The 20,535-nt window shown below is 47.1% G+C and carries 15 protein-coding genes and 2 pseudogenes; 10 read left to right on the top strand and 7 right to left on the bottom strand.

Going from position 1 to position 20,535, the window contains the following annotated elements; translation table 11 throughout:
* Nucleotides 1-69 precede the first annotated feature (69 nt).
* From ACES2C_RS12545 to ACES2C_RS12530, 4 genes and pseudogenes are all read right to left on the bottom strand, one after another.
* Nucleotides 70-732: a phosphatase PAP2-related protein gene (locus ACES2C_RS12545; protein ID WP_374163445.1), complete on the bottom strand. Its 663-nt coding sequence runs from the start codon at nt 730-732 to the stop codon at nt 70-72.
* 133 nt (nt 733-865) lie between these two features.
* Complete coding sequence (locus ACES2C_RS12540; protein ID WP_374163444.1) at nt 866-1,174, bottom strand: hypothetical protein; 309 nt, start codon at nt 1,172-1,174, stop codon at nt 866-868.
* A gap of 149 nt (nt 1,175-1,323) precedes the next feature.
* A pseudogene (locus ACES2C_RS12535) lies at nt 1,324-2,774 on the bottom strand (IS1182 family transposase).
* 1 nt (nt 2,775) lies between these two features.
* A complete protein-coding gene (locus ACES2C_RS12530; RefSeq protein WP_374163443.1) occupies nt 2,776-4,392 on the bottom strand; it encodes a hypothetical protein in 1,617 nt (538 codons plus the stop codon).
* Nucleotides 4,393-4,495: 103 nt separating this feature from the next.
* Here ACES2C_RS12530 and ACES2C_RS12525 point away from each other — a divergent pair, with 103 nt between their 5' ends.
* The gene (locus ACES2C_RS12525; RefSeq protein WP_374163442.1) at nt 4,496-4,672 is read left to right on the top strand and encodes a hypothetical protein; all 177 of its coding nucleotides are present in this window, start codon (nt 4,496-4,498) and stop codon (nt 4,670-4,672) included.
* 134 nt (nt 4,673-4,806) lie between these two features.
* Nucleotides 4,807-5,457: a lysostaphin resistance A-like protein gene (locus ACES2C_RS12520; protein ID WP_374163441.1), complete on the top strand. Its 651-nt coding sequence runs from the start codon at nt 4,807-4,809 to the stop codon at nt 5,455-5,457.
* A 45-nt stretch (nt 5,458-5,502) separates the two neighbouring features.
* Here the strand turns inward: ACES2C_RS12520 and ACES2C_RS12515 are convergent, their stop codons facing one another.
* Both ACES2C_RS12515 and ACES2C_RS12510 read right to left on the bottom strand, forming a co-directional pair.
* Complete coding sequence (locus tag ACES2C_RS12515) at nt 5,503-6,261, bottom strand: TIGR03915 family putative DNA repair protein (protein ID WP_374163440.1); 759 nt, start codon at nt 6,259-6,261, stop codon at nt 5,503-5,505.
* Entirely contained in the window at nt 6,261-7,514 is a 1,254-nt protein-coding gene (locus ACES2C_RS12510; protein ID WP_374163439.1) for a putative DNA modification/repair radical SAM protein, read from the bottom strand. Before ACES2C_RS12510 ends, ACES2C_RS12515 begins: the two co-directional genes overlap by 1 nt.
* A gap of 109 nt (nt 7,515-7,623) precedes the next feature.
* Here ACES2C_RS12510 and asnS point away from each other — a divergent pair, with 109 nt between their 5' ends.
* The 3 genes and pseudogenes from asnS to ACES2C_RS12495 all read left to right on the top strand — a co-directional run bounded on the left by asnS (nt 7,624) and on the right by ACES2C_RS12495 (nt 12,053).
* Nucleotides 7,624-9,069, top strand: coding sequence for an asparagine--tRNA ligase (asnS, locus tag ACES2C_RS12505; RefSeq protein ID WP_374163438.1), 1,446 nt, complete (start codon nt 7,624-7,626; stop codon nt 9,067-9,069).
* A gap of 287 nt (nt 9,070-9,356) precedes the next feature.
* Nucleotides 9,357-10,806, top strand: a pseudogene (locus ACES2C_RS12500) (IS1182 family transposase).
* Between the two features lie 752 nt (nt 10,807-11,558).
* Nucleotides 11,559-12,053 (top strand): KTSC domain-containing protein, encoded by a 495-nt coding sequence (locus ACES2C_RS12495; RefSeq protein WP_374163437.1) that lies wholly within the window; start codon nt 11,559-11,561, stop codon nt 12,051-12,053.
* A gap of 272 nt (nt 12,054-12,325) precedes the next feature.
* Here ACES2C_RS12495 and ACES2C_RS12490 read toward each other — a convergent pair whose 3' ends face one another.
* On the bottom strand, nt 12,326-13,381 hold the full coding sequence (locus ACES2C_RS12490; protein ID WP_374163436.1) for an IS110 family transposase: 1,056 nt from the start codon (nt 13,379-13,381) through the stop codon (nt 12,326-12,328).
* A gap of 376 nt (nt 13,382-13,757) precedes the next feature.
* Here ACES2C_RS12490 and ACES2C_RS12485 point away from each other — a divergent pair, with 376 nt between their 5' ends.
* The 5 genes from ACES2C_RS12485 (at nt 13,758) to ACES2C_RS12465 (ending at nt 20,387) form a co-directional block, all read left to right on the top strand.
* Complete coding sequence (locus tag ACES2C_RS12485; protein WP_374163435.1) at nt 13,758-14,816, top strand: 2Fe-2S iron-sulfur cluster-binding protein; 1,059 nt, start codon at nt 13,758-13,760, stop codon at nt 14,814-14,816.
* Nucleotides 14,817-14,854: 38 nt separating this feature from the next.
* Nucleotides 14,855-15,475, top strand: coding sequence for an L-threonylcarbamoyladenylate synthase (locus tag ACES2C_RS12480; protein ID WP_374163434.1), 621 nt, complete (start codon nt 14,855-14,857; stop codon nt 15,473-15,475).
* A gap of 213 nt (nt 15,476-15,688) precedes the next feature.
* A complete protein-coding gene (nhaA, locus tag ACES2C_RS12475; RefSeq protein ID WP_374163433.1) occupies nt 15,689-16,888 on the top strand; it encodes a Na+/H+ antiporter NhaA in 1,200 nt (399 codons plus the stop codon).
* Between the two features lie 235 nt (nt 16,889-17,123).
* Entirely contained in the window at nt 17,124-19,154 is a 2,031-nt protein-coding gene (locus ACES2C_RS12470; RefSeq protein ID WP_374163432.1) for a M13 family metallopeptidase, read from the top strand.
* 111 nt (nt 19,155-19,265) lie between these two features.
* Nucleotides 19,266-20,387, top strand: coding sequence for a YihY/virulence factor BrkB family protein (locus tag ACES2C_RS12465; protein WP_374163431.1), 1,122 nt, complete (start codon nt 19,266-19,268; stop codon nt 20,385-20,387).
* Nucleotides 20,388-20,535 lie beyond the last annotated feature (148 nt).

The raw sequence follows: 20,535 nt of genomic DNA, 5'->3' as shown, positions 1-20,535 counted from the left end.
TTTTTATTATATAGAGGCCGTTCCATCGAACGGCTTCTTTTTTTACCCTCCCCTACCTACCGGGTACGACTAATGCGTCGCCAGCCTCCGGGCCAGCAAGTAACAGAGATAGGTCAGCGGCGGTGCAAATACCACATCTACCGTATAGTGAACGTGCTGTACCATCACCATGACGCCCATGAGAATGGTCGAACAAAGGGCAATATATTTATCTTTCTTTCGCTGCAGGATCAGAAAGAACAGGAACTGAGTCGCCGTATGTCCTGAATAAAAAAGATCTTTGGTAACATACGTTTCCCCGTAAAACATGTCTGTAATAGGGTCCCATATATCAATAAGGCCGGGCGGCGGGTTAAGGGGCATCAGCGATATCGAAATAAAGCGAGAAATATTAAGTACGATCACTCCGTACATTAGACTGAGCAGCAAAGAGGGCGTTTGGACTACCCGGGTGAGGGTAAAAAGAGCCATTCCCCACGTGATGACAAAAATAGGGATAGAAAGATCGATACAAGGTAAAATCTGCAGTAAGAAATCGTTGTACACGATCCCCTGTCTTCTCTCTATGTACTGGTAAAACATTGGAAAAACAGGCGTAAGACACAACAGTATCGCCACTGCCATTAACAGCTTTTGCTTAAACAAGGGAGCCTGCCATGTTAGCGCCCACCTTCCGGCCAGTGATAAGCTGGCCGCTCTCGTCTTTTTGTTACTCATCAACTTAATCCCCACATAAAGATTGTGTTAACTTTATATGAAGGGACGCAAATATAACGAGTATTGTGAAATAAAAGATTAGATTTCCATTAGAAGCAAATAGAAGCCAACCAGGCAGGGGACCTTCTCATCCTCCCCGGGGCTTCTCCTATTTCACCGTTTCATTCTTTTTGCCTTTGCCATTGTCAGGACCGGCGACCTTCGTACCAATCTTCAGCAAGGGATTCTGATCCGGCTTCTTTCCATTCTGGTGGGTCCCCATCATCGCAGAGGACATCCCGTCAGCCATCGCCTCCCATAAAAAGCCAAAGAAAGAATCGCGCGACTCCCGCAGCACGTTGATCGGTCCTTTTTTAAACTCTCCTCCCCTGCGGGGATTGTTGTTGGGCAACACCAGGTTGTTCATAAACGAAAAGAAGCCCCGCTTCTTTAGCAGGGCACTGAAAAAGCAGCTCAATAATGCTGTATTAAAAAAGCGATCAAGAGAAAGGCAACTTTTACTTGGTCGCTTTTCTTTTTGTCCACTATTTGGTTGGGTGGTTTTTTATAGCCGATACAGGCGTATACAGAACAGATTGGGCAATCGGGCGTGATTTTTCCGGGAACTTAGTTGATCAGTTTGATGATCCTTTTCAGATTTACAGTAAAGATGGCCAGTGCGCCCTGCATCTGCATATTTTCGATGCCATAGGCTATCGCCCGGCCATAGCCATGAACGTTTTTTAGTTCACTGTTCTTGGCTTCGACCTTATACCGGTGTTTGATCTTCTGCTTATACTCGTCTGTTTCCTGAAATGCCATCTGCTGCAGGTGCGTGTCTGATTTTATACTAACCGAGTAGGTTTTGAACTTTGCTCCGGGCCTATAGCAATTCTCTCTCAATGGGCAAACCTTACACTTTTCAACATCAAAGTAATAGGTGTCCACCTGGTTTTCTCCAATATTTTTTTCCCGCAACGTGCCTTTCGGAAGGCCAGATGTCCCGCCGGGCAGACGAACATATCAGCGTCCTTATTGTAATCGAACTTATCTTCTTCTTTTCTGACCCCCTGGGTGATGGCAGGGTTCAGTTTGGCCACCGTTTTGATGCCTTGTCCATTCATTAAGGCAAGGTTATCTTTCCCTGAATAAGCTGAATCGCCGATGACCGTTTCTACTTTAATGCCATTTTGCTGACTGATCTCCAACAGTTTGGGGAGTTGGGGGCCATCGCCCTTTTCCCCTGAAGTAACTACAGCAGCAGTGATGATGCGCTCCTTTGTCATCGCCAAATGGGTCTTGTAACCAAAGAATGAACTATCAGCTGATTTATGGCCTGTTTTGGCATCCCTGTCTTTGGATAATGTATAGTGTTCCTGCGTATCTGCCACCGTCTCTTTCAACAGATTCAACTTCTCTTTTACCGACGGTATCTGGCTTAGCGTCTTGTCAGCTTCGATACACTTTTCCAATGCACTGCAATAGGCCAGTTCTTTATCCAATTCCTCTGTGCTGTTCTTTTCAGGCATTATTGCTTTCATGTCTTCATCTATCGCGTATACCGCTTTGCGCAGTAGCTTTGAACGCTCCCGTAGTACTTCCAAGGCTGAATAAGGGTTTGACCTCGACAGGGAATGGGTAGCATCAACAATGATAGACTTTGACCGGATGATCCCTTTTTCAATAGCTATTGTTACTGTTTTATTAATGAGCAGGTTTAACAGATCATTATCCTTTAACCGCAGCTTCCTGAACTTTGTTAATGAACTGGGGTCGATAACTCCTTCCTCAGGCGACATATCAAGGAAATATTTGAAGGACATATCATACTGCGAACGCTCAACAACATCCACATCCGAAACCGTATAGATCGTTTTCAACAACAGGTATTTGAACATTCGCACAGGGCTTTCAGCCTTCCTGCCGTTGGTCATGCAATATTTGCTGACCAGTTCTTCATAGATAAATGTAAAATCTATCAGGTCGTTGATCTTACGCAGAAGATTGTCTTTGGGAACGATCAGGTCATATAGCCCTGAAAACGCGCTGAACTGTATCTGTTGTTGTTGGGCAAGCATCTTAGTGTCTTTCTTTCGACACTTTAAGATACAAAAAAGGAGCAGAAAACCCTCGTCTTCTACTCCTTTTGTCCCTTAGAACTTTTTCAGTGCCCTCCTTCTTTAGTTCCCCTTTTTCCTCATCACGTTTCAGAAAGTCGACCTTTACGTCCTGATAGTAAAAATCCAGATTACCACGCGCCCGGTACTCGTCCATATTGATCAGCAGCTTCATTTTACTGATCCGGCCCGACCGTACATGCATGAGACCCAGTGGCTCAGACAAAGGATTCAAAGCCCTTGCATCCATGGCCCCCATGGTGCTGTACAGGGTCAGGGGCGCTGAGGGGTCTTTTAGATTGAAGGTATAGTTCACATTCATCAGACCTTCGTTCATCACGCGGGTCGTCATTTTAACCCGCATAAAGGGATTTCTCCTTTTAACAGAAGCATTGTTGGTGATATTAAAAAACTGCCCGCTTGAGCGCTCCATACTGAGCGTAGAGACTTTCTTCGAGTTCTTTCCCCTGATCCGGAAGAAGATGTCGCCACGCTTCATAGTCATCGTATCAATCGTAATATCGAAAGCTAGTGTCTGAAGCTGGTCGTGAGGAAAAGCGTTCCTTCTCTCTGGCACCTTCCTCGCCGGCCAGTTATAATCCGTGTAGACCTCCACCCAGGAACTGGCAATGTTTATACTGCCCATCCTGATTTGCTGGGTCCTCAAAAAGTGCTTCAGATCCAGATCATTCATTGAGATCTTGTCATATTCAAAGTGATACCGGTCTTTTGAGTACTTTACGGCCTGATAGAAAGCGGCCTTGCTAAGCCGCGGCAACAATGAAAAATGCCCGGTAAACAGGCGGCGTTCAGGGGCAGAAAAAGACATATCCTGAAATACAAGATAATAAAGGCTGTCAGGCGTCGCCAGCCTCAGTTCTCCCGTCCTGGCAATTACTCCGCCTTTATCCCCTTCAGCAGGACTGGTGTTAAAGTCTGATATGACTACATTGAGATTAGAAAGCAGATTGTATTTCTCTGCAGTCCCGTTTTTATTGACATACATAAAGTCCAGGTCATCCATGTAAACCTTTCCCACCGACATTCTCTTAAATAACTTCTGAGCAAGCTTATAAAGAGCGCCATGGCCATCCTTTCTGATGCTATCCTCCCGCCCGACCAGCTTATTGCTGACCGTGACCGAGGGCTGTCTCAGAAGCATTCTCTCAATGTTAAACCTGACGACTGAGTCGCCCTTTACGAAGCCGAAGTCCTCAATCACCACTTTAGGCACATTCACCTTAAAAACATTATCCGGTGCCCGTCCTTCAGATAACAATCGTGTGTAGACTGCTGAATCCGGCGTCAGTTTCAGGTCCGAGACATAGGCACGTCCTGAATCAATATTGACATCAAAGGCTGAAAAGTCGACCCGGTAGAGGCTGTCGCTTGCCTCGGCAATCATCTTTCTGAACTGATCCGACAGCAAGAGCTTAGCCTTCGACTCCTTGCCGGGCTTCGAAAGGTCTCTCTTTCCAAAATACCACACCAGCGCAACAGCGATCATGACCAGCGCTGCACCCAACCCCCAATTGATCCACTTCCTGTTTTTCTTTCCTGCCTTCATTTTCCTTACCATTCTTAGCACGGCTAATACTATCAATACCAAGCGGTTGAGAAAGTTTTAATTAGTACATCTTTTATTACCTGATTATCCTACCTTTAAGGATTCGCTGATAAGTATGACCCCAACCATTTCATTCAAATCCATTCTCTTTGGAATGGCGAAGCTCCTTGTGCCGACACTGCTGTTCATCGTAACAACCAGTATCCTGCAAGGGATCGTTTTCTTCCTGCTCGGAATTCCTTTCACCGACAGACTTAGCTATGGCAGCATTCCCCCCTGCAAAACATCTTAATAGAAGCGGCAGGACTAATACCGGTTTTCACTCTATTTATAGTCTACAAAAAGAGGCTGGCCGCAGGTTTTAATCGAATTCAGACAGGAAGACGATATGCCGTCGCATTCTCTAAGGCATTTCTCTTTGCACTTATGCTAATCACGGCCTGCTCACTGCCCATACTCCTCTTTAACGGCATTGATGTGTATCTCAACCACGCACTCGACCCCATAAACATTGGATTTACACTGGTTTTCTTTATCCTTGCCGCTCTTGCAGAAGAGATATTGTGCCGCGTGGTATTCCTCGGTTTACTGGTAGAGAAATACGGAGAATGGAACAGCCTGATTGCCTCTTCCCTGCTATTCATGGCCCTGCACTTCCTCAACCCGAACGTCACGCCGGTCGCTGCGATCAATCTATTCCTTGCCGGCATTTTGTTAGGACAAGTCTTTTTGTACTCAGGGAAAAACCTGCTTTTTGCTACGATCTTTCACATGGGCTGGAACTTTACCCAGGGCTCACTCTTCGGCTTTTCTGTCAGCGGAATGGCGATCGGGCAATCCCTCCTTATCCAGCAGGCACCGGCAGGCTCTGCCTGGTCGGGTAAGAACTTCGGACTTGAAGGTTCTGTAGAATGTACAGTGGTTCTTATACTGGCAATCTCCCTCCTGAGCTGGCGTCAGTCGAAACGCGCTCATTCAGGAACAGCCCAGGAACCGGATACTTTACTTTTTACAAGAGGACTGGAAAAAGCAGAACTCGCCGGGAGGCAGTATCCGCAGGACCGCACATTACGCTGAAGCATATTGAGATTTTAAAGCAATAATCCAACTCTTGCCACGTTCTCAGACATTAGTCGTAAAATTTTTCTCGGTGAGGTACTTCCAGTATCGGCGCGGGACATGCTGCAGATGAAGTTTTGTATTCTTTCTCGAAACAATATTGGTGCTCGTATAATAATCTCTCCATAAGGTCTGGTAAACAGGTTCCGATTCGTTCAGGATTGAAGAAGTCTTTTCAGGATTCACATCAAAAGAGACTTCGCTAATATCCTCCAGGTCATAAAATATTCCATACCTACGTTTCAGGTCGTAAATGAGCCACTTTTGATCGGCAAAACGCTCTTTGAAGTGCGTAGTGATAAGCGGAATCACGTTAAAATCAGGCTCTATTTCTGAATAATAGAATCCATCCCGCGTCAGCTCGAACCTCACGAAAGCTTTCATTCGATGGCTTTCCCTGAATACCTTTTTCGCCGTTTGAGACACGGTAAGTACGTCAGGATGGGCATAAGCCCTTTCAGAGCCGCCTTCCGACAAAATAAAGCGGGCAAAGGCAATCATCGAATCTTCAATACCTGGCAGTTCTGAGAGATAGGCAGCATAAAAGCAGCTAAAGCCCGCAGACGTCAATGCCTTCTGCAAACCGGCCTGCACTCTCCGGGCCTTGCCTTCGTCAGCCATCACCGGGACGTCCTGATCAAAAATACTGGACAGCCCCCTTCCCTGCCGTTTCACGCGGAAGCTTCTCAGCCTGCGTTCATAAACATAGAATATACAAGTAAGCAGCCCCTCCCAGGAGCCATCGTAACACAAGTGCACCATCAGAAGAGAGATAACTGGCCCGAGTTAACTTTAAGATATTTACTGCCTGAGTTCTGCAAAATCGCCTGTCGGATCTGCGCGCTGCCCAGTTCTCGTCTTTCAAACTCCGGACTGCGACAGACAATGAAGTACCGCGCCCGGTTTAACGCCACGCCAAGCTTCTTCAGATGCCCCCAGTCGAGCCTTTGAAAACGACGGGCAGCCACGATCTTATGAGCAGACATAACACCAATTCCCGGCACCCTGAGAATTTGGAACAACTCCGCCCGGTTGATGTCTACAGGAAAGAAGGCGGGATTCCTGAGGGCCCAGCCAAGCTTGGGATCGATATCTGCCTCCAGATTACGCACTTCTGCGTTCAGCAATTCTTCAATCTGAAAACCATAAAACCTCGTCAGCCAGTCTGCCTGATAGAGCCTGTTCTCCCTCATTAAGGGAACCGCACTTCCCACAGCAGGCAATCGCTTATCGTCCGTCACCGGAACATATCCTGAATAATAAACTCTTTTTAAATTAAACTCCTTATAGAAACGGGATGCCGTATACATGATATCCTGATCACTTTCTCCTGAAGCGCCCACGATCATCTGCGTGCTCTGCCCTGCAGGCGCGAAGAGCGGCGCCTTTCTGAAAAGCTTCCGTTCCTCTTTATTCTGCAGGATTCCCAGCTTCAGGTAATTCATCGGCTTGATCATCTCACGCCTGTCTTTGTCCGGCGCCAGGAGCTTCAGTCCATGATCGGTCGGTATCTCAAGATTGATACTCAGCCGGTCGGCATAAAGTCCCGCCTCCTGCATCAGTTCATCGCTGGCACCCGGAATCGACTTAAGATGAATGTATCCGTTAAATTTGTGTTCCGTTCGCAGCTTCTTTGCCACACGGACCAGACGCTCCATGGTGTAGTCGGCATTTTTAAATATACCGGAACTGAGGAACAGTCCCTCAATGTAGTTCCGCCGATAGAAACTAAGCGTAAGGTCAACCACCTCCTCCACCGTGAAGGCGGCCCGTTCAATATCATTGCTTTTCCGCGTCACGCAATAGGCACAGTCGTAGATACAAAAGTTCGTTAGCAGCACCTTCAATAGCGACACGCACCTGCCGTCGGGTGTATAACTATGGCAGATCCCGTTCCCTGTATTTCCAAGCCCCTTCCCCTTATTTTTCCTCTGGCTGCCGCTGGATGCACATGACACGTCATATTTTGCCGCATCCGCAAGTATTTTTAGTTTTTCCCTCACACGTTCTGACATGGAGTAAAAATACTAATATTTTTATCACAAACTAATTAAATTAGCAATAGCGCATTAATTCTTGTATCCCGATTCCTGTATCTTGATTCTTTTTTTAGCTTTGCGTTATATGAAACGTACAAAAATTAAAGACTTATTAAATTCTACCGAATTTGGGCAGCAGGTAACTGTTAAAGGATGGGTCAGAACCTTCCGTAACAATCAGTTTATAGCGATCAATGATGGGTCTTCAATTAATAATATACAGGCAGTAGTCGACTTCACCTCCACTGAAGAAAGCTTACTGAAGCGGGTCACTACAGGAGCCGCAATTTCAGTGACAGGAGAACTGGTGGAGTCTCTGGGAAAAGGACAGCGCGTAGAGATCAAGGTAAAAGAGCTGGCCATCCTTGGCGACTGCGACGCTGAGAAGTACCCACTGCAGCCTAAAAAGCACAGCCTGGAGTTCCTCCGGGAAATAGCCCACCTTCGATTCCGCACCAATACCTTCAATGCGGTATTCAAAGTACGGAATGCGCTGGCTTTTGCTATCCACAAGTTCTTCAATGAAAGAGGCTTTGTGTACATGCATACACCAATCATTACCGGTTCAGATGCTGAAGGAGCGGGCGAAATGTTCAGGGTAACCACCCTTGATCTTGAAAATCCGCCGAGGTCAGAAGACGGAAGCATCAATTTCAAAGAAGACTTCTTCGGCAAATCCACAAACCTCACTGTTTCTGGTCAGCTTGAAGGAGAACTCGCAGCTCTGGCCTTCGGCGAAATTTACACTTTTGGGCCAACTTTCAGAGCTGAGAACTCAAATACGACACGTCACCTTGCAGAGTTCTGGATGATCGAACCCGAAATGGCGTTCTATGAACTCGAAGACAATATGGACCTGGCAGAAAGCCTCTTGAAATATGTAATTCGCTATGCATTGGATAACTGCAGCGACGAGCTTGAGTTTTTGAAGGGCCGGCTACTGGAGGAAGAAAAACAGAAACCACAGAATGAGCGTTCTGAGCTCGATCTGATCACTAAGTTAAACTTTTGTCTGGAAAACGACTTTGAACGGCTCACGTATACGGAGGCCATCCAAATCCTGAAAAGCTCAAAGCCGAACCAGAAAAAGCAGTTCAAGTATCTGATCGACGACTGGGGTGCAGACCTGCAATCAGAACACGAGCGTTACCTGGTAGAGAAGCACTTTAAAAAGCCTGTGATCCTGACCGATTATCCTGCCGAGATCAAAGCGTTTTACATGAAACAAAACGAAGCGGACGGTCAGGGAAGAAATACAGTACGGGCAATGGACATTCTGTTCCCGGGAATCGGTGAAATTGTCGGCGGCTCTCAAAGAGAGGAAAGCCTCGAAAAGCTTGAGAGAAGAATGAAAGAAATGCACATTCCGGTAGAAGAAATGAACTGGTTCCTTGACACCCGTCGTTTCGGTACCGTCCCTCACTCAGGATTCGGCCTCGGATTTGAACGGCTGGTACTCTTTGTGACCGGCATGACCAACATCCGCGACGTTATTCCATTCCCAAGAACACCAAAGAACGCGGAGTTCTAGCAACTGGGCAAAAATTCTTAAAATCAGGAGGCCGGCAGCCGATTCGGCCTCCTGATTCACCCTCCCGGCTAAGCAAAAGCCACACGATAAGTGCCATACTGATCTTTTTTTAAATACCTGATCACGCTCTTCCCTAAACAAAAACACGAATAAGCGTGATGCTGATTTTGCATTAACGCCTGATTCAGCCGAGGGCACTGAAAAAGTTCTAAGGGACAAAAGGAGTAGAAGACGAGGGTTTTCTGCTCCTTTTTTGTATCTTAAAGTGTCGAAAGAAAGACACTAAGATGCTTGCCCAACAACAACAGATACAGTTCAGCGCGTTTTCAGGGCTATATGACCTGATCGTTCCCAAAGACAATCTTCTGCGTAAGATCAACGACCTGATAGATTTTACATTTATCTATGAAGAACTGGTCAGCAAATATTGCATGACCAACGGCAGGAAGGCTGAAAGCCCTGTGCGAATGTTCAAATACCTGTTGTTGAAAACGATCTATACGGTTTCGGATGTGGATGTTGTTGAGCGTTCGCAGTATGATATGTCCTTCAAATATTTCCTTGATATGTCGCCTGAGGAAGGAGTTATCGACCCCAGTTCATTAACAAAGTTCAGGAAGCTGCGGTTAAAGGATAATGATCTGTTAAACCTGCTCATTAATAAAACAGTAACAATAGCTATTGAAAAAGGGATCATCCGGTCAAAGTCTATCATTGTTGATGCTACCCATTCCCTGTCGAGGTCAAACCCTTATTCAGCCTTGGAAGTACTACGGGAGCGTTCAAAGCTACTGCGCAAAGCGGTATACGCGATAGATGAAGACATGAAAGCAATAATGCCTGAAAAGAACAGCACAGAGGAATTGGATAAAGAACTGGCCTATTGCAGTGCATTGGAAAAGTGTATCGAAGCTGACAAGACGCTAAGCCAGATACCGTCGGTAAAAGAGAAGTTGAATCTGTTGAAAGAGACGGTGGCAGATACGCAGGAACACTATACATTATCCAAAGACAGGGATGCCAAAACAGGCCATAAATCAGCTGATAGTTCATTCTTTGGTTACAAGACCCATTTGGCGATGACAGAGGAGCGCATCATCACTGCTGCTGTAGTTACTTCAGGGGAAAAGGGCGATGGCCCCCAACTCCCCAAACTGTTGGAGATCAGTCAGCAAAATGGCATTAAAGTAGAAACGGTCATCGGCGATTCAGCTTATTCAGGGAAAGATAACCTTGCCTTAATGAATGGACAAGGCATCAAAACGGTGGCCAAACTGAACCCTGCCATCACCCAGGGGTCAGAAAAGAAGAAGATAAGTTCGATTACAATAAGGACGCTGATATGTTCGTCTGCCCGGCGGGACATCTGGCCTTCCGAAAGGCACGTTGCGGGAAAAAAATATTGGAGAAAACCAGGTGGACACCTATTACTTTGATGTTGAAAAGTGTAAGGTTTGCCCATTGAGAGAGAATTGCTATAGGCCCGGAGCAAAGTTCAAAACCTACTCGGTTAGTATAAAATCAGACACGCACCTGCAGCAGATGGCATTTCAGGAAACAGACGAGTATAAGCAGAAGATCAAACACCGGTATAAGGTCGAAGCCAAGAACAGTGAACTAAAAAACGTTCATGGCTATGGCCGGGCGATAGCCTATGGCATCGAAAATATGCAGATGCAGGGCGCACTGGCCATCTTTACTGTAAATCTGAAAAGGATCATCAAACTGATCAACTAAGTTCCCGGAAAAATCACGCCCGATTGCCCAATCTGTTCTGTATACGCCTGTATCGGCTATAAAAAACCACCCAACCAAATAGTGGACAAAAAGAAAAGCGACCAAGTAAAAGTTGCCTTTCTCTTGATCGCTTTTTTAATACAGCATTATTGAGCTGCTTTTTCAGTGCCCTCGATTCAGCCCTCCCCTTTTTTGACGAAAATCCTCAAGCGTTTCTCAATTGTTGACTGCATCCAATCAGCGGCTGGTATTGTGCATTCAAACTTTCTCGCAGACACGTCTGTTAACCCGGCAGGCGACTGCTCTTTTACCCCAGAGGCTGAACATGTCGGCTTATCCCGTGAGAGCCTGCAGTCTTAGGTGCAGGCTTGTTCGAGCCATACGAAACCAAGAAGAAACGCTTTTATTATCGCGGTATCAGCGAGTACTTGCTAGTCGCGACTTCCAGGCTCCACAGGGCAACCCCCGTCAAACTGGCATACTTAAAAAACCAACCTGTAAAAAATGAGAATTACCTGTATGGCTCAATTGCTGTAAACCTATCGAACTGTATAGCTACTGTAGAAATACCGTCTTACCCTGTATAGCTTATTTACTATTAACCCAACAATCTGTATAGCCTATTCAGGACGAGACAAGGGGCAGGCAAACCCCAGAAATGCGCGGGCCGCGTTGAGGACAGAACCGAGTCAGGACCGACTCAGGACCGACTCAGCACCGACTCAGCACCGAGTCGTACCGGTCTTGACCCGGTGTTGATACGGTTCTGTTTCCCTGCCGGAACGCTGTCGCCGCCCGCCGTGTACAAAGCGGTCTCTAACCGCTCCCAAACTGTGGTCAGAAACTGCAACGAACTATCTGCGACTCCATATTACCTGGCAGGAGAAGAGGGCGAAACTATAGGATGTAACATGACAGAATGCCAGACACTAACTGAAATAAAAGCCATTAACTGCGGCTTGCGAAAGACAAACGGTATTCTTTTTGCAACTAGCCTGGTGATGAAACGGCTCCCAGTCAAAACCGCAATTTCTACACCAGCATCAGGCACCACAGAAATGATCAACTACGACCCAAAGAGCCGAGTGCTCGAAGTACAGTTTACTGGTGGTCGGGTCTATCATTACTTTCAGGTCCCTTTATCAGTATGGACAGAATACAGGAACATCGTCGCCTCGGGCGGATCTTCCGGTACCTATGTAAATGTTCATATTAAGCCCAAATTCAGGTATGAAGAAGCAAAATAGAACCCGGGCATCCGCTACTCACCACCTCTGAGCTGTCGGCTGCCAGCTATCTGCTTTCAGCTTTGAGCCTTCTGCTTTGAGCTTTCTGCTTTCTGTTATCCGCCTTCAGCTATCGGCTGTCAGCAATCAGCCTTTTGCCTTCGGCTTTTAGCTTTTAGATTCTGTGTTAAGAACCAAATAATAAAATTAATTTTTTTGTATTTTTGTATAACCAAGGCGGCCTTGAGCCAGCCTCTTTAGAGTAGCGGTCTATGACTGCTACTCTAACTATTTTAAGCTGTTTGTCGTCGTTCCGCCTCATTCTTTTCTATCTGTATTTTTTGAAGATAATCTTTATCGTATTCTTTGCCACTACGGTATAAGGTGTACATTAAAGCCAGTATTTTTCTTTGTACCGCCACAACAGCTTTCATCTTGATTCCTTGTTTCTCCACTATCCTGAGATACACAGCTTTAAAGTGAACATCGTGCCTGATTGCTGTAAGGGCTGGAAAGTGCATCGCCTTTCTCAAATGCCGGTTCCCTCTTTTAGATATCTGGGCTTTCCCCTTTACGGAAGTTCCCGACTGCTTTTCTTTGACGTCCAGGCCTGCGTAGGCGGTAAGCTGCTTCTGATTGCGTATCAGATCAAAGCCATTGGTTTCTGCCAGTACGATCACTGCCGTAAGGGCACCTACACCTGGAATAGAGGTGAGCTGTTTTACAGTTGCACTTACTTTTTGATTTTTGACAAGCATCTCTCTGATTTCCGCCCAGATCTCTGCGGCCTGGTCTTTTAATAGTTTAATCCGTTTGTTAAGCCGGGTAAGGGTGCCTTCATTGGGCTCTGCTTCGGCCAGCTCTGCATGTTTTTGGTTTTGCAACTGGTTCAGCTCCTGCTGCAACTGGTCCCTTTCACGGGTAAGTTGCCTGAGTGTTTTATAGAGCGGGACTGCCCGCTTCCAATCATCCAACTTACGTTCAAGGCCAAACAGACAGATGGCTTCACTGGCGCTTTTGTCTGTAATGGTCCTTACTTTCAGGGTCCTGAAGTAATTACTGATTTTATTGGGCAGGACAATACTCACTGCACATCCTTCCCCTGAAAGATAATAAGCCAAAGCTTCATGATACACTCCGGTGGATTCCATAACATAACGTACTTCAACCTGATCATCACACTGTTTACTGACCCAGGCACGCAATTCATTAAAACCCTTACTGTTATTAGTGAAGGTCTTATGTCCTACGATCTTAGGTGTCCATTGCTGATCCATCTTTCCCAGGGATACAACTAATTCTTTTTGTGCTACATCAATACCTGCTACCTGTTTTACTACGGTTTTCATACCAATCTTTTGTTTTACTTTAAGTGAAGGTCTCTCTCCGTTTTTTCTCCTGTTGGATATTCTGGATATACCTCTGAGGTATTCCTTACATTCTGTTCAAACTCTAAGAGAGCAAAAAAGGTGAGGCTGTAATCTGAAAGTCTGCATACCTTGAGGTTGCTTAGCGTTCGGTGCGCTCTCACCCTTTTTCACTTTTTTCCTTCAAATTTATTGGTATCTTATCTTCTTTATCTCCCTTTTTTAATCGTGCAAACATAGGAGCTTTCGGCTTTGAGCTTTCAGCTTCTTTCGGCTTCCCTCCATCCGCACGGAACCGGCCATAGGCATCTGCAACACATCTCTCCGAACAACTTTAACCTTTTGCGGTTTATACCTTATGGGCTTGGATCAGGAAAAGGTACTTCACTTCCGGATTACATCGGTCAGAGACGAAACGCCTCAGGCCAAAACGTATGAGCTGGAACGACTGGGAAGCCGGGAACCAGCTTACAAGCCGGGGCAGTTCCTCACATTTATTATCCGCACCGGTCAACAGGAGTTACGGCGGTCCTATTCAATCCTGACACTTCCCGGCGAGCCCCTAAAGATCACGGTGAAGAAGGTCGACAACGGGGCGATCTCCCGATACATCATTCAGCACTGGAAAGAAGGAACAGAGGTGACCTCGCTTTTGCCTTCAGGACGATTTAGCATCTCGCCACAGCAGGAAAAACAAAGAGACGTGTTCTGTTTTGCTGCTGGTAGTGGTATTGTTCCGATCCTGCCCCAGATCCGGTTTCTTCTAAAGGAGGAATCGCAAAGCACTATTCATCTCATTTACAGCAATCATAGCGAATCGCACGCCCTGTTCATGTCCGAGATCGAGGACATGTCCGCGAGGTACACGAATTTCAGGCTGAAGCTCCTGTTTTCGGATCCTCAGCGCCGCCTTAAAGATCAGGGACATCTGAGTAATCTTTTTCTGGAGTCGTACGTCCGGCAGGAGCTTAGCCATGGCAAAGAAGATGCTGTATTTCTGGTTTGCGGGCCGTTTACCTATATGCGTATGATACAGATCATGCTTGGCTTTATGCACTTCCGCAAAGATCAGGTCCTCAAAGAGAACTATATCCCTGAGGTGATGCGATCAGGAGCCGTGCATCACCCTGCTTTCCCGGAGACAAACGTGCTGATCACGGGCCACGGTGCCCGGCACAGCATAAAAGTACCCTCGGGTAAAGATATTCTGTCGTCCGCACTGGAACAAGGCTTACCTTTGCCCTACAGTTGCAGAGGCGGAGTATGCGGAAACTGCGCACTGCTCTGCAGAAGCGGCAGGGTGCAGATGAGTATCAACGAAGTGCTGACCGACGAAGATATGAAACAGGGCTGGGTCCTGACCTGCACAGGGTTTCCGGCAGAAGAGAATACAGTACTGGAGATTTTACAGAATTAGCTTATAGAATAAACCGAACTTTTTTTAATTTCATTCATATGTTGTTACGCATTTATCCTGAGAACCCAAATGAAAAAGCCATCCAGCAAGTGGTGGATGTGCTAAGAAACGGCGGGCTTGTGATTTATCCCACCGACACAATTTACGGGCTTGGTTGTGATATCACGAACCAGAAAGCGATCGAGAAGATATGCCAGATCCGGGGGATCAAGCCAGAGAAAGCAAACTTCTCCTTTATATGCCACGACCTCAGCCATATTTCTGAATATGTCAAACCGATAGACACCTCTGTGTTCAGACTGCTTAAGAAGGCACTTCCGGGTCCTTACACCTTCATCTTTGAAGCCACAAATAAAGTACCCAAGCTCCTCAGTTCGAACAAGAAAACAGTGGGCATCAGAGTGCCCGACAATGATATAGCCAGAGAAATCGTTCGCCAGCTCGACAACCCCATCGTATCCACGTCCATACGGGATGAGGACGAGATTTTAGAGTATTCAACCGATCCGGAGCTGATCCACGAAAAGTTCAAGGACCTGGTAGATATTGTAATTGACGGCGGTTATGGGGGTAATATTGCTTCCACAGTGGTCGACTGCACCACTGGCGAGTTTAACGTTGTCAGACAGGGCAAAGGAAATATTGCCGAAATACTATAGCACTTCGGTCTCCTGTTCCAGTCCCGGGAACGGGAGACCGGGCACTGTAACATTGAGCTAACAATTGAGATTAAAACTTCACCTCGCCGGATAGTTAAACAACTACTAAACAGAATTTTAGGCAAAAAACAACACAAAAACCCCCGAACTATACCTCTGCCTTAAGACCTTGTAGCGGGTCATATTTCCGCCGAAAAACCTTACTTTAGCCCCATGAGCAAGCTTATAAACTTTAAACCGTTTAAAGACTTCTTAAAATCAGGGCAGACTGGCGGCCTTCTTTTGATGCTCGCTGTAATTATTTCTCTGATCATTGCTAACAGCCCCTTGCACGAGTCATTTCTCGGGGTGCTAGAATATCCACTAGGAAGGGATTTTGGAAACATCCACCTCCGCTATCCGCTGGAGCTGTGGATCAACGACGGCCTGATGGCCATTTTCTTTCTTCTGGTGGGACTCGAAATAAAAAGGGAGATCCTGGAGGGAGAACTCTCATCTCCGAAGAAAGCGGCGCTTCCGGTCTTTGCAGCAATGGGAGGCATGCTCGTTCCGGCTGGCATCTATGCCATGATTGACCGTGGAACGGAAACCGCTCATGGCTGGGGTATCCCTATGGCCACCGATATTGCATTTGCACTGGCTATCGTTTCAATGCTGGGAAAGCGCGTTCCAACATCCCTGAAGATCTTTTTGGCCGCCCTGGCAATTGTAGACGATCTTGGCGCTATTCTCGTGATAGCAATTTTCTATACGGCGGAAGTTCATCTGGATCAGCTTCTGTATTCGGGAATCATCCTTGTTCTGCTTACTGCAATGAACCTCGCCGGTGTCAAAAAACTGATATTCTACATTATCCCCGGGATCTTCCTCTGGTACTTCGTGCACCATTCCGGCATTCATGCCACCATCGCAGGTGTGCTGCTCGCTTTTACGATACCGACAAATCCCGTTAAAGAAGCGAGCCCTCTTGAAAAACTTGAGCATGGATTAACAGGTCCGGTAAACTATCTGATCATGCCGATCTTTGCGCTGGCAAATACCAACATACACTTCGAAAGCGGAATGCTCGAAGGCCTTGCCAGTCCCCTCGGACTTGGCATAATTTGCGGACTTGTAATAGGCAAACCTCTCGGCATTTCGGTATTCTCCTATATTTCTGTGAAGCTGGGGTTAAGCAGCCTGCCTTCCCGCTCCGGCTGGAAACATATCATTGGACTTGGCTTTCTCGGCGGCATCGGTTTTACCATGTCGGTATTCATCGCGCTGCTTTCATTTAAGGAACCGCTTTTTCAGGCGGAAGCAAAGTTCTCGATCCTGGTAGCTTCCTTACTGGCCGGCACGGCGGGCTACGTCTTCCTCAATTCGCTCTACAAGAAGCGGGTGAAGAAGATCCTGCAGCAAAAGGGCTGCTAGTTTTAGGCTCTTGCACAATAATTCCATGCCTGATGAGTTCTTATACTAGATATTGAACCTGGGCACGAGATGAAACAGCATATTAATCACAGGATTTCACAAATCCTGTAAAATTACCTTCATTTAGACCGCCTCTTCAGGTGGTTTAACAAGTAAAATAGCTTTTACTTGCATCCCTTATTGAGCAAAAAGTCTATTTTTACTTTTCTTTCCAATACAGGAGGTATAAATTTTCATGAACAGAAAGTATTTAAGTCTTGTCTTGCCAGGCATGCTGGCACTTAGCGTTGCAGCATCGGCGCAGCAAAAAACAAAGTTTATCGATCAGGCCAACATGGATCTTTCCGTGAAGCCGGGCGACGATTTCTACCGCTACGCGAGCGGAACCTGGATCAAAAACAACCCCGTACCTGCTAAAGAAACCCGCTGGGGAAGCTTTAACGTGCTGCGCGATTTCAACATTAACGCAGTAAAAGACCTTCTCCACGAAGCCTCCATGAAGAAAAACGCCCCTGCCGGCTCGATTGAGAAACGGGTGGGCGACTTTTACGCGGCTGGCATGGATAGTCTGACGATCGAAAAACTTGGCTATACTCCGATCAAGGAAGACCTTGCCCGGATCAATAAGATCAGCGACCTGACAGGCGTGATCAACGAAGCGGCAACTATGCGCACTAGCGGCCTTGGCTCTCCGTTTTTTGGCTTTTATGTGGGGCAGGACAGAAAAAATGTCAACAAAAACGTACCTCAGCTCTCGCAGGGAGGAACAAGCCTGCCCGACCGCGACTACTACCTGAAAACGGATGCAAGAAGCCTCAAGGTGCAGGAAGCGTACAAAACATATATTACTACCCTTTTCAAGCTGACCGGGACCCCTGAAGCAGAAGCGGCAAAGAACGCAGAGACGATCTTCAATTTCGAGAAAGCACTTGCGGAAGCGCAGATGAGTCGCGTGGAAATGCGAGATCCGCAGAAAACTTATAACAAGTTTGTGGTGGCCGATTTCAACCGCCTCACTCCTGCACTGAACTGGCAGGCACTCCTTCCTAAGATGAAGGTAAGCGGACAAGACACTATTCTTGTTAACGTACCCAAATTCTTCTCAGCCCTGAACAGTCAGCTCAGCAGCACTCCTGTTAAAGACCTCAAAACGTACCTGCAGTGGAATGTATTAAAGAACTCTGCTGCTTACCTGAGCTCCCCCTTCGTACGGGCTAACTTCGCCTTTACTCAGGTACTAACAGGCCAGAAGGTACAAACACCAAGATGGCAGCGCATGTCTTCCATTACCGATGGCAACATTGGCGAGCTGCTCGGACAGCTCTATGTGAAGAAATATTTCAAGCCCGAAGCCAAGGCTCGCATGCAGGAACTGGTAGAAAACCTGCGGAAAGCATACGCCATCCGCATCAAAAACCTCGACTGGATGAGCGACGCGACCAAGGAAAAGGCGCTTGCTAAATTGCAGGCGTTCAACACCAAGATCGGTTATCCTGACAAATGGAAAAACTACGAGGGCCTGACGATCGGCAGAACGTCCTTCTTCCAAAACCTGAGGAACGCCGACACCTGGGGTTACAACGAAATGGTCAGTCAGCTAGGCAAGCCGGTAGACCGCACCCGCTGGGGAATGACACCTCCAACGGTAAACGCGTATTACAGTCCGGTTATGAACGAGATCGTATTTCCGGCAGGAATACTTCAGTTCCCCTTCTTCGATCCTAAAGCCGACGACGCCGTAAACTATGGAGGTATTGGGGCTGTTATAGGTCACGAAATGTCTCACGGATTTGATGATTCGGGCAGTCAGTACGACAAGGACGGAAACCTGCGCAACTGGTGGACCGCCGAAGACCTGACTAAGTTCAAGGCAAAAACCAAGGCATTGGGCGAGCAGTTTGACGCTTATACCATCCTTGATACGATCCACGTGAATGGCAAGCTGACCATGGGTGAAAATATCGGTGACCTGGGCGGGCTCAACGCAGCTTACGAAGCCTTCAAGATGACGAAACAGGGCCGGTCAAATGAGAAGATCGACGGATTTACTCCTGACCAGCGCTTCTTCCTGTCATGGGCACAAGTATGGAGAGGGAATATTCTCCCGGAAACGGCTGCTCAGTTCATTCTGACCGACCCGCACTCTCCCGGAGAGTATCGCACCATCGGAGCCCCTGTTAACATGGATGCCTGGTACAGGGCCTTCAATGTACAACCTGGCGACAAATTATATAAAAAGCCGGAAGACAGGATTCGGATCTGGTAACAGGAACTGTAAGAAAGAGGCTGGGTCAGAGCGATCTCAGCCTCTTTTTTTGAGTTCTCTGGATGTTGTCATGATCCTCCAGGTGCCCTCCTGCGGATCCACGTTCTGACAATGCTAACTGCTTCCTTAAAGTCGGGAAAAGACGACACACAGGATTGCGAATACGTTATTCTTCAGGAACTGATCAGCCGGCAGGCACTAATCCCCAGGCCGGCTTTACTTTTAGAAACCCGAGCCAGCACAGCAGAAAAAAATATACGGCATTTGCTTTGCTCTGATCCTCTCTATACTATTGAAGTGAAACTGGCAGAAAAACTTAAGACACTTGGCGAGGTTTGCCTCATGATGCCCTCCCTCCTCAGGAGTTCTTTTACCGAGTTGCAAAGGAACGACCCACTGCGCCTGGCTGGCGCCACCGCCTTTTTCACGACCTTTGCTCTGCCCCCGATCATGGTCATCCTGATCCAGATCTTCGGTCTTTTTATCAATGAACAGTCGCTCCGGAAAGAACTGCTCACCAGGATCGGCACCATGATCAACAAGAACAGCGCTTCGCAGATTAAGGAAGTACTGGAGAATATGAGTATCATGAGCAGACACTGGTACGTCACACTGCTGGGATTTGCGTTCCTCCTTTTCGTTGCCACAAGCCTCTTTAATGTCATTAAAAACTCCCTCAATCAAATATGGCAGATCCGTGTGGTATCCAAACCCGGCATTTGGTTTACGCTGAAATTACGGGCAAGGGCACTAGGCATCATTGTACTGGCAGGGCTTCTGTTTGCCTCGGGACTTGTCATTGAAGCCGCACAAAGTATACTCGGGAACTACCTTTCGTACCTGTTCCCCGAAACCCGCTTAATATTTGCGAACACCCTGAACGAAATCTTCTTCATTGTCATTGTCACCATCTGGTTTGCCATGTTATTCCGCTTTCTTACTGACGGAAGGCCGGCATGGAAGGTATCCTGGGCAGGAGGCCTCTTTACGGGAGTCTTGTTCGCACTGGGTAAAACGGTTACGAAAAGCTTACTCACCATCAGCAATATAGGACTGATCTACGGAGCCTCCGGATCCATTGTGCTGATCCTGCTGTTCGTATTCTATTCTGCCATAATTTTTTACTTCGGCGGCTGTTTCGTCAAAGCGTTAAGTGACAAGCTGAATTGCCCAATTGAGCCGCACCGTAAAGCCTTCCATTACGAGTTCCAGGAGATCGTAAAAAGTAAATAAACGGCATCCTCTCATCGGTAAAACGTGAGCTCGTTCCTGTCCCCCCTGGCTTCTCTTTTCCGGAATAACAGCGCGGCACAACATAGTCAGTTCCCCGGCATAAAATACGACCAAGCGCAGGCCAATTCCTGCTTAAGTTATGTCCATC

Source organism: Arcticibacter sp. MXS-1, from assembly GCF_041902385.1.
GTDB lineage: Bacteria > Bacteroidota > Bacteroidia > Sphingobacteriales > Sphingobacteriaceae > Arcticibacter.
Note: the sequence above shows the minus strand (reverse complement) of the source record. Positions and strands in the feature narration are given on the sequence as shown.

Coding starts and splice junctions, on each gene's coding strand:
- ACES2C_RS12465 (WP_374163431.1), top strand. CDS start 19,266: ATGCTAACTGCTTCCTTAAAGTCGGGAAAAGACGACACACAGGATTGC.
- asnS (WP_374163438.1), top strand. CDS start 7,624: ATGAAACGTACAAAAATTAAAGACTTATTAAATTCTACCGAATTTGGG.
- ACES2C_RS12515 (WP_374163440.1), bottom strand. CDS start 6,261: ATGGTGCACTTGTGTTACGATGGCTCCTGGGAGGGGCTGCTTACTTGT.
- ACES2C_RS12530 (WP_374163443.1), bottom strand. CDS start 4,392: ATGGTAAGGAAAATGAAGGCAGGAAAGAAAAACAGGAAGTGGATCAAT.
- ACES2C_RS12520 (WP_374163441.1), top strand. CDS start 4,807: ATGCTAATCACGGCCTGCTCACTGCCCATACTCCTCTTTAACGGCATT.
- ACES2C_RS12510 (WP_374163439.1), bottom strand. CDS start 7,514: ATGTCAGAACGTGTGAGGGAAAAACTAAAAATACTTGCGGATGCGGCA.
- nhaA (WP_374163433.1), top strand. CDS start 15,689: ATGAGCAAGCTTATAAACTTTAAACCGTTTAAAGACTTCTTAAAATCA.
- ACES2C_RS12490 (WP_374163436.1), bottom strand. CDS start 13,381: ATGAAAACCGTAGTAAAACAGGTAGCAGGTATTGATGTAGCACAAAAA.
- ACES2C_RS12480 (WP_374163434.1), top strand. CDS start 14,855: ATGTTGTTACGCATTTATCCTGAGAACCCAAATGAAAAAGCCATCCAG.
- ACES2C_RS12485 (WP_374163435.1), top strand. CDS start 13,758: ATGGGCTTGGATCAGGAAAAGGTACTTCACTTCCGGATTACATCGGTC.
- ACES2C_RS12525 (WP_374163442.1), top strand. CDS start 4,496: ATGACCCCAACCATTTCATTCAAATCCATTCTCTTTGGAATGGCGAAG.
- ACES2C_RS12470 (WP_374163432.1), top strand. CDS start 17,124: ATGAACAGAAAGTATTTAAGTCTTGTCTTGCCAGGCATGCTGGCACTT.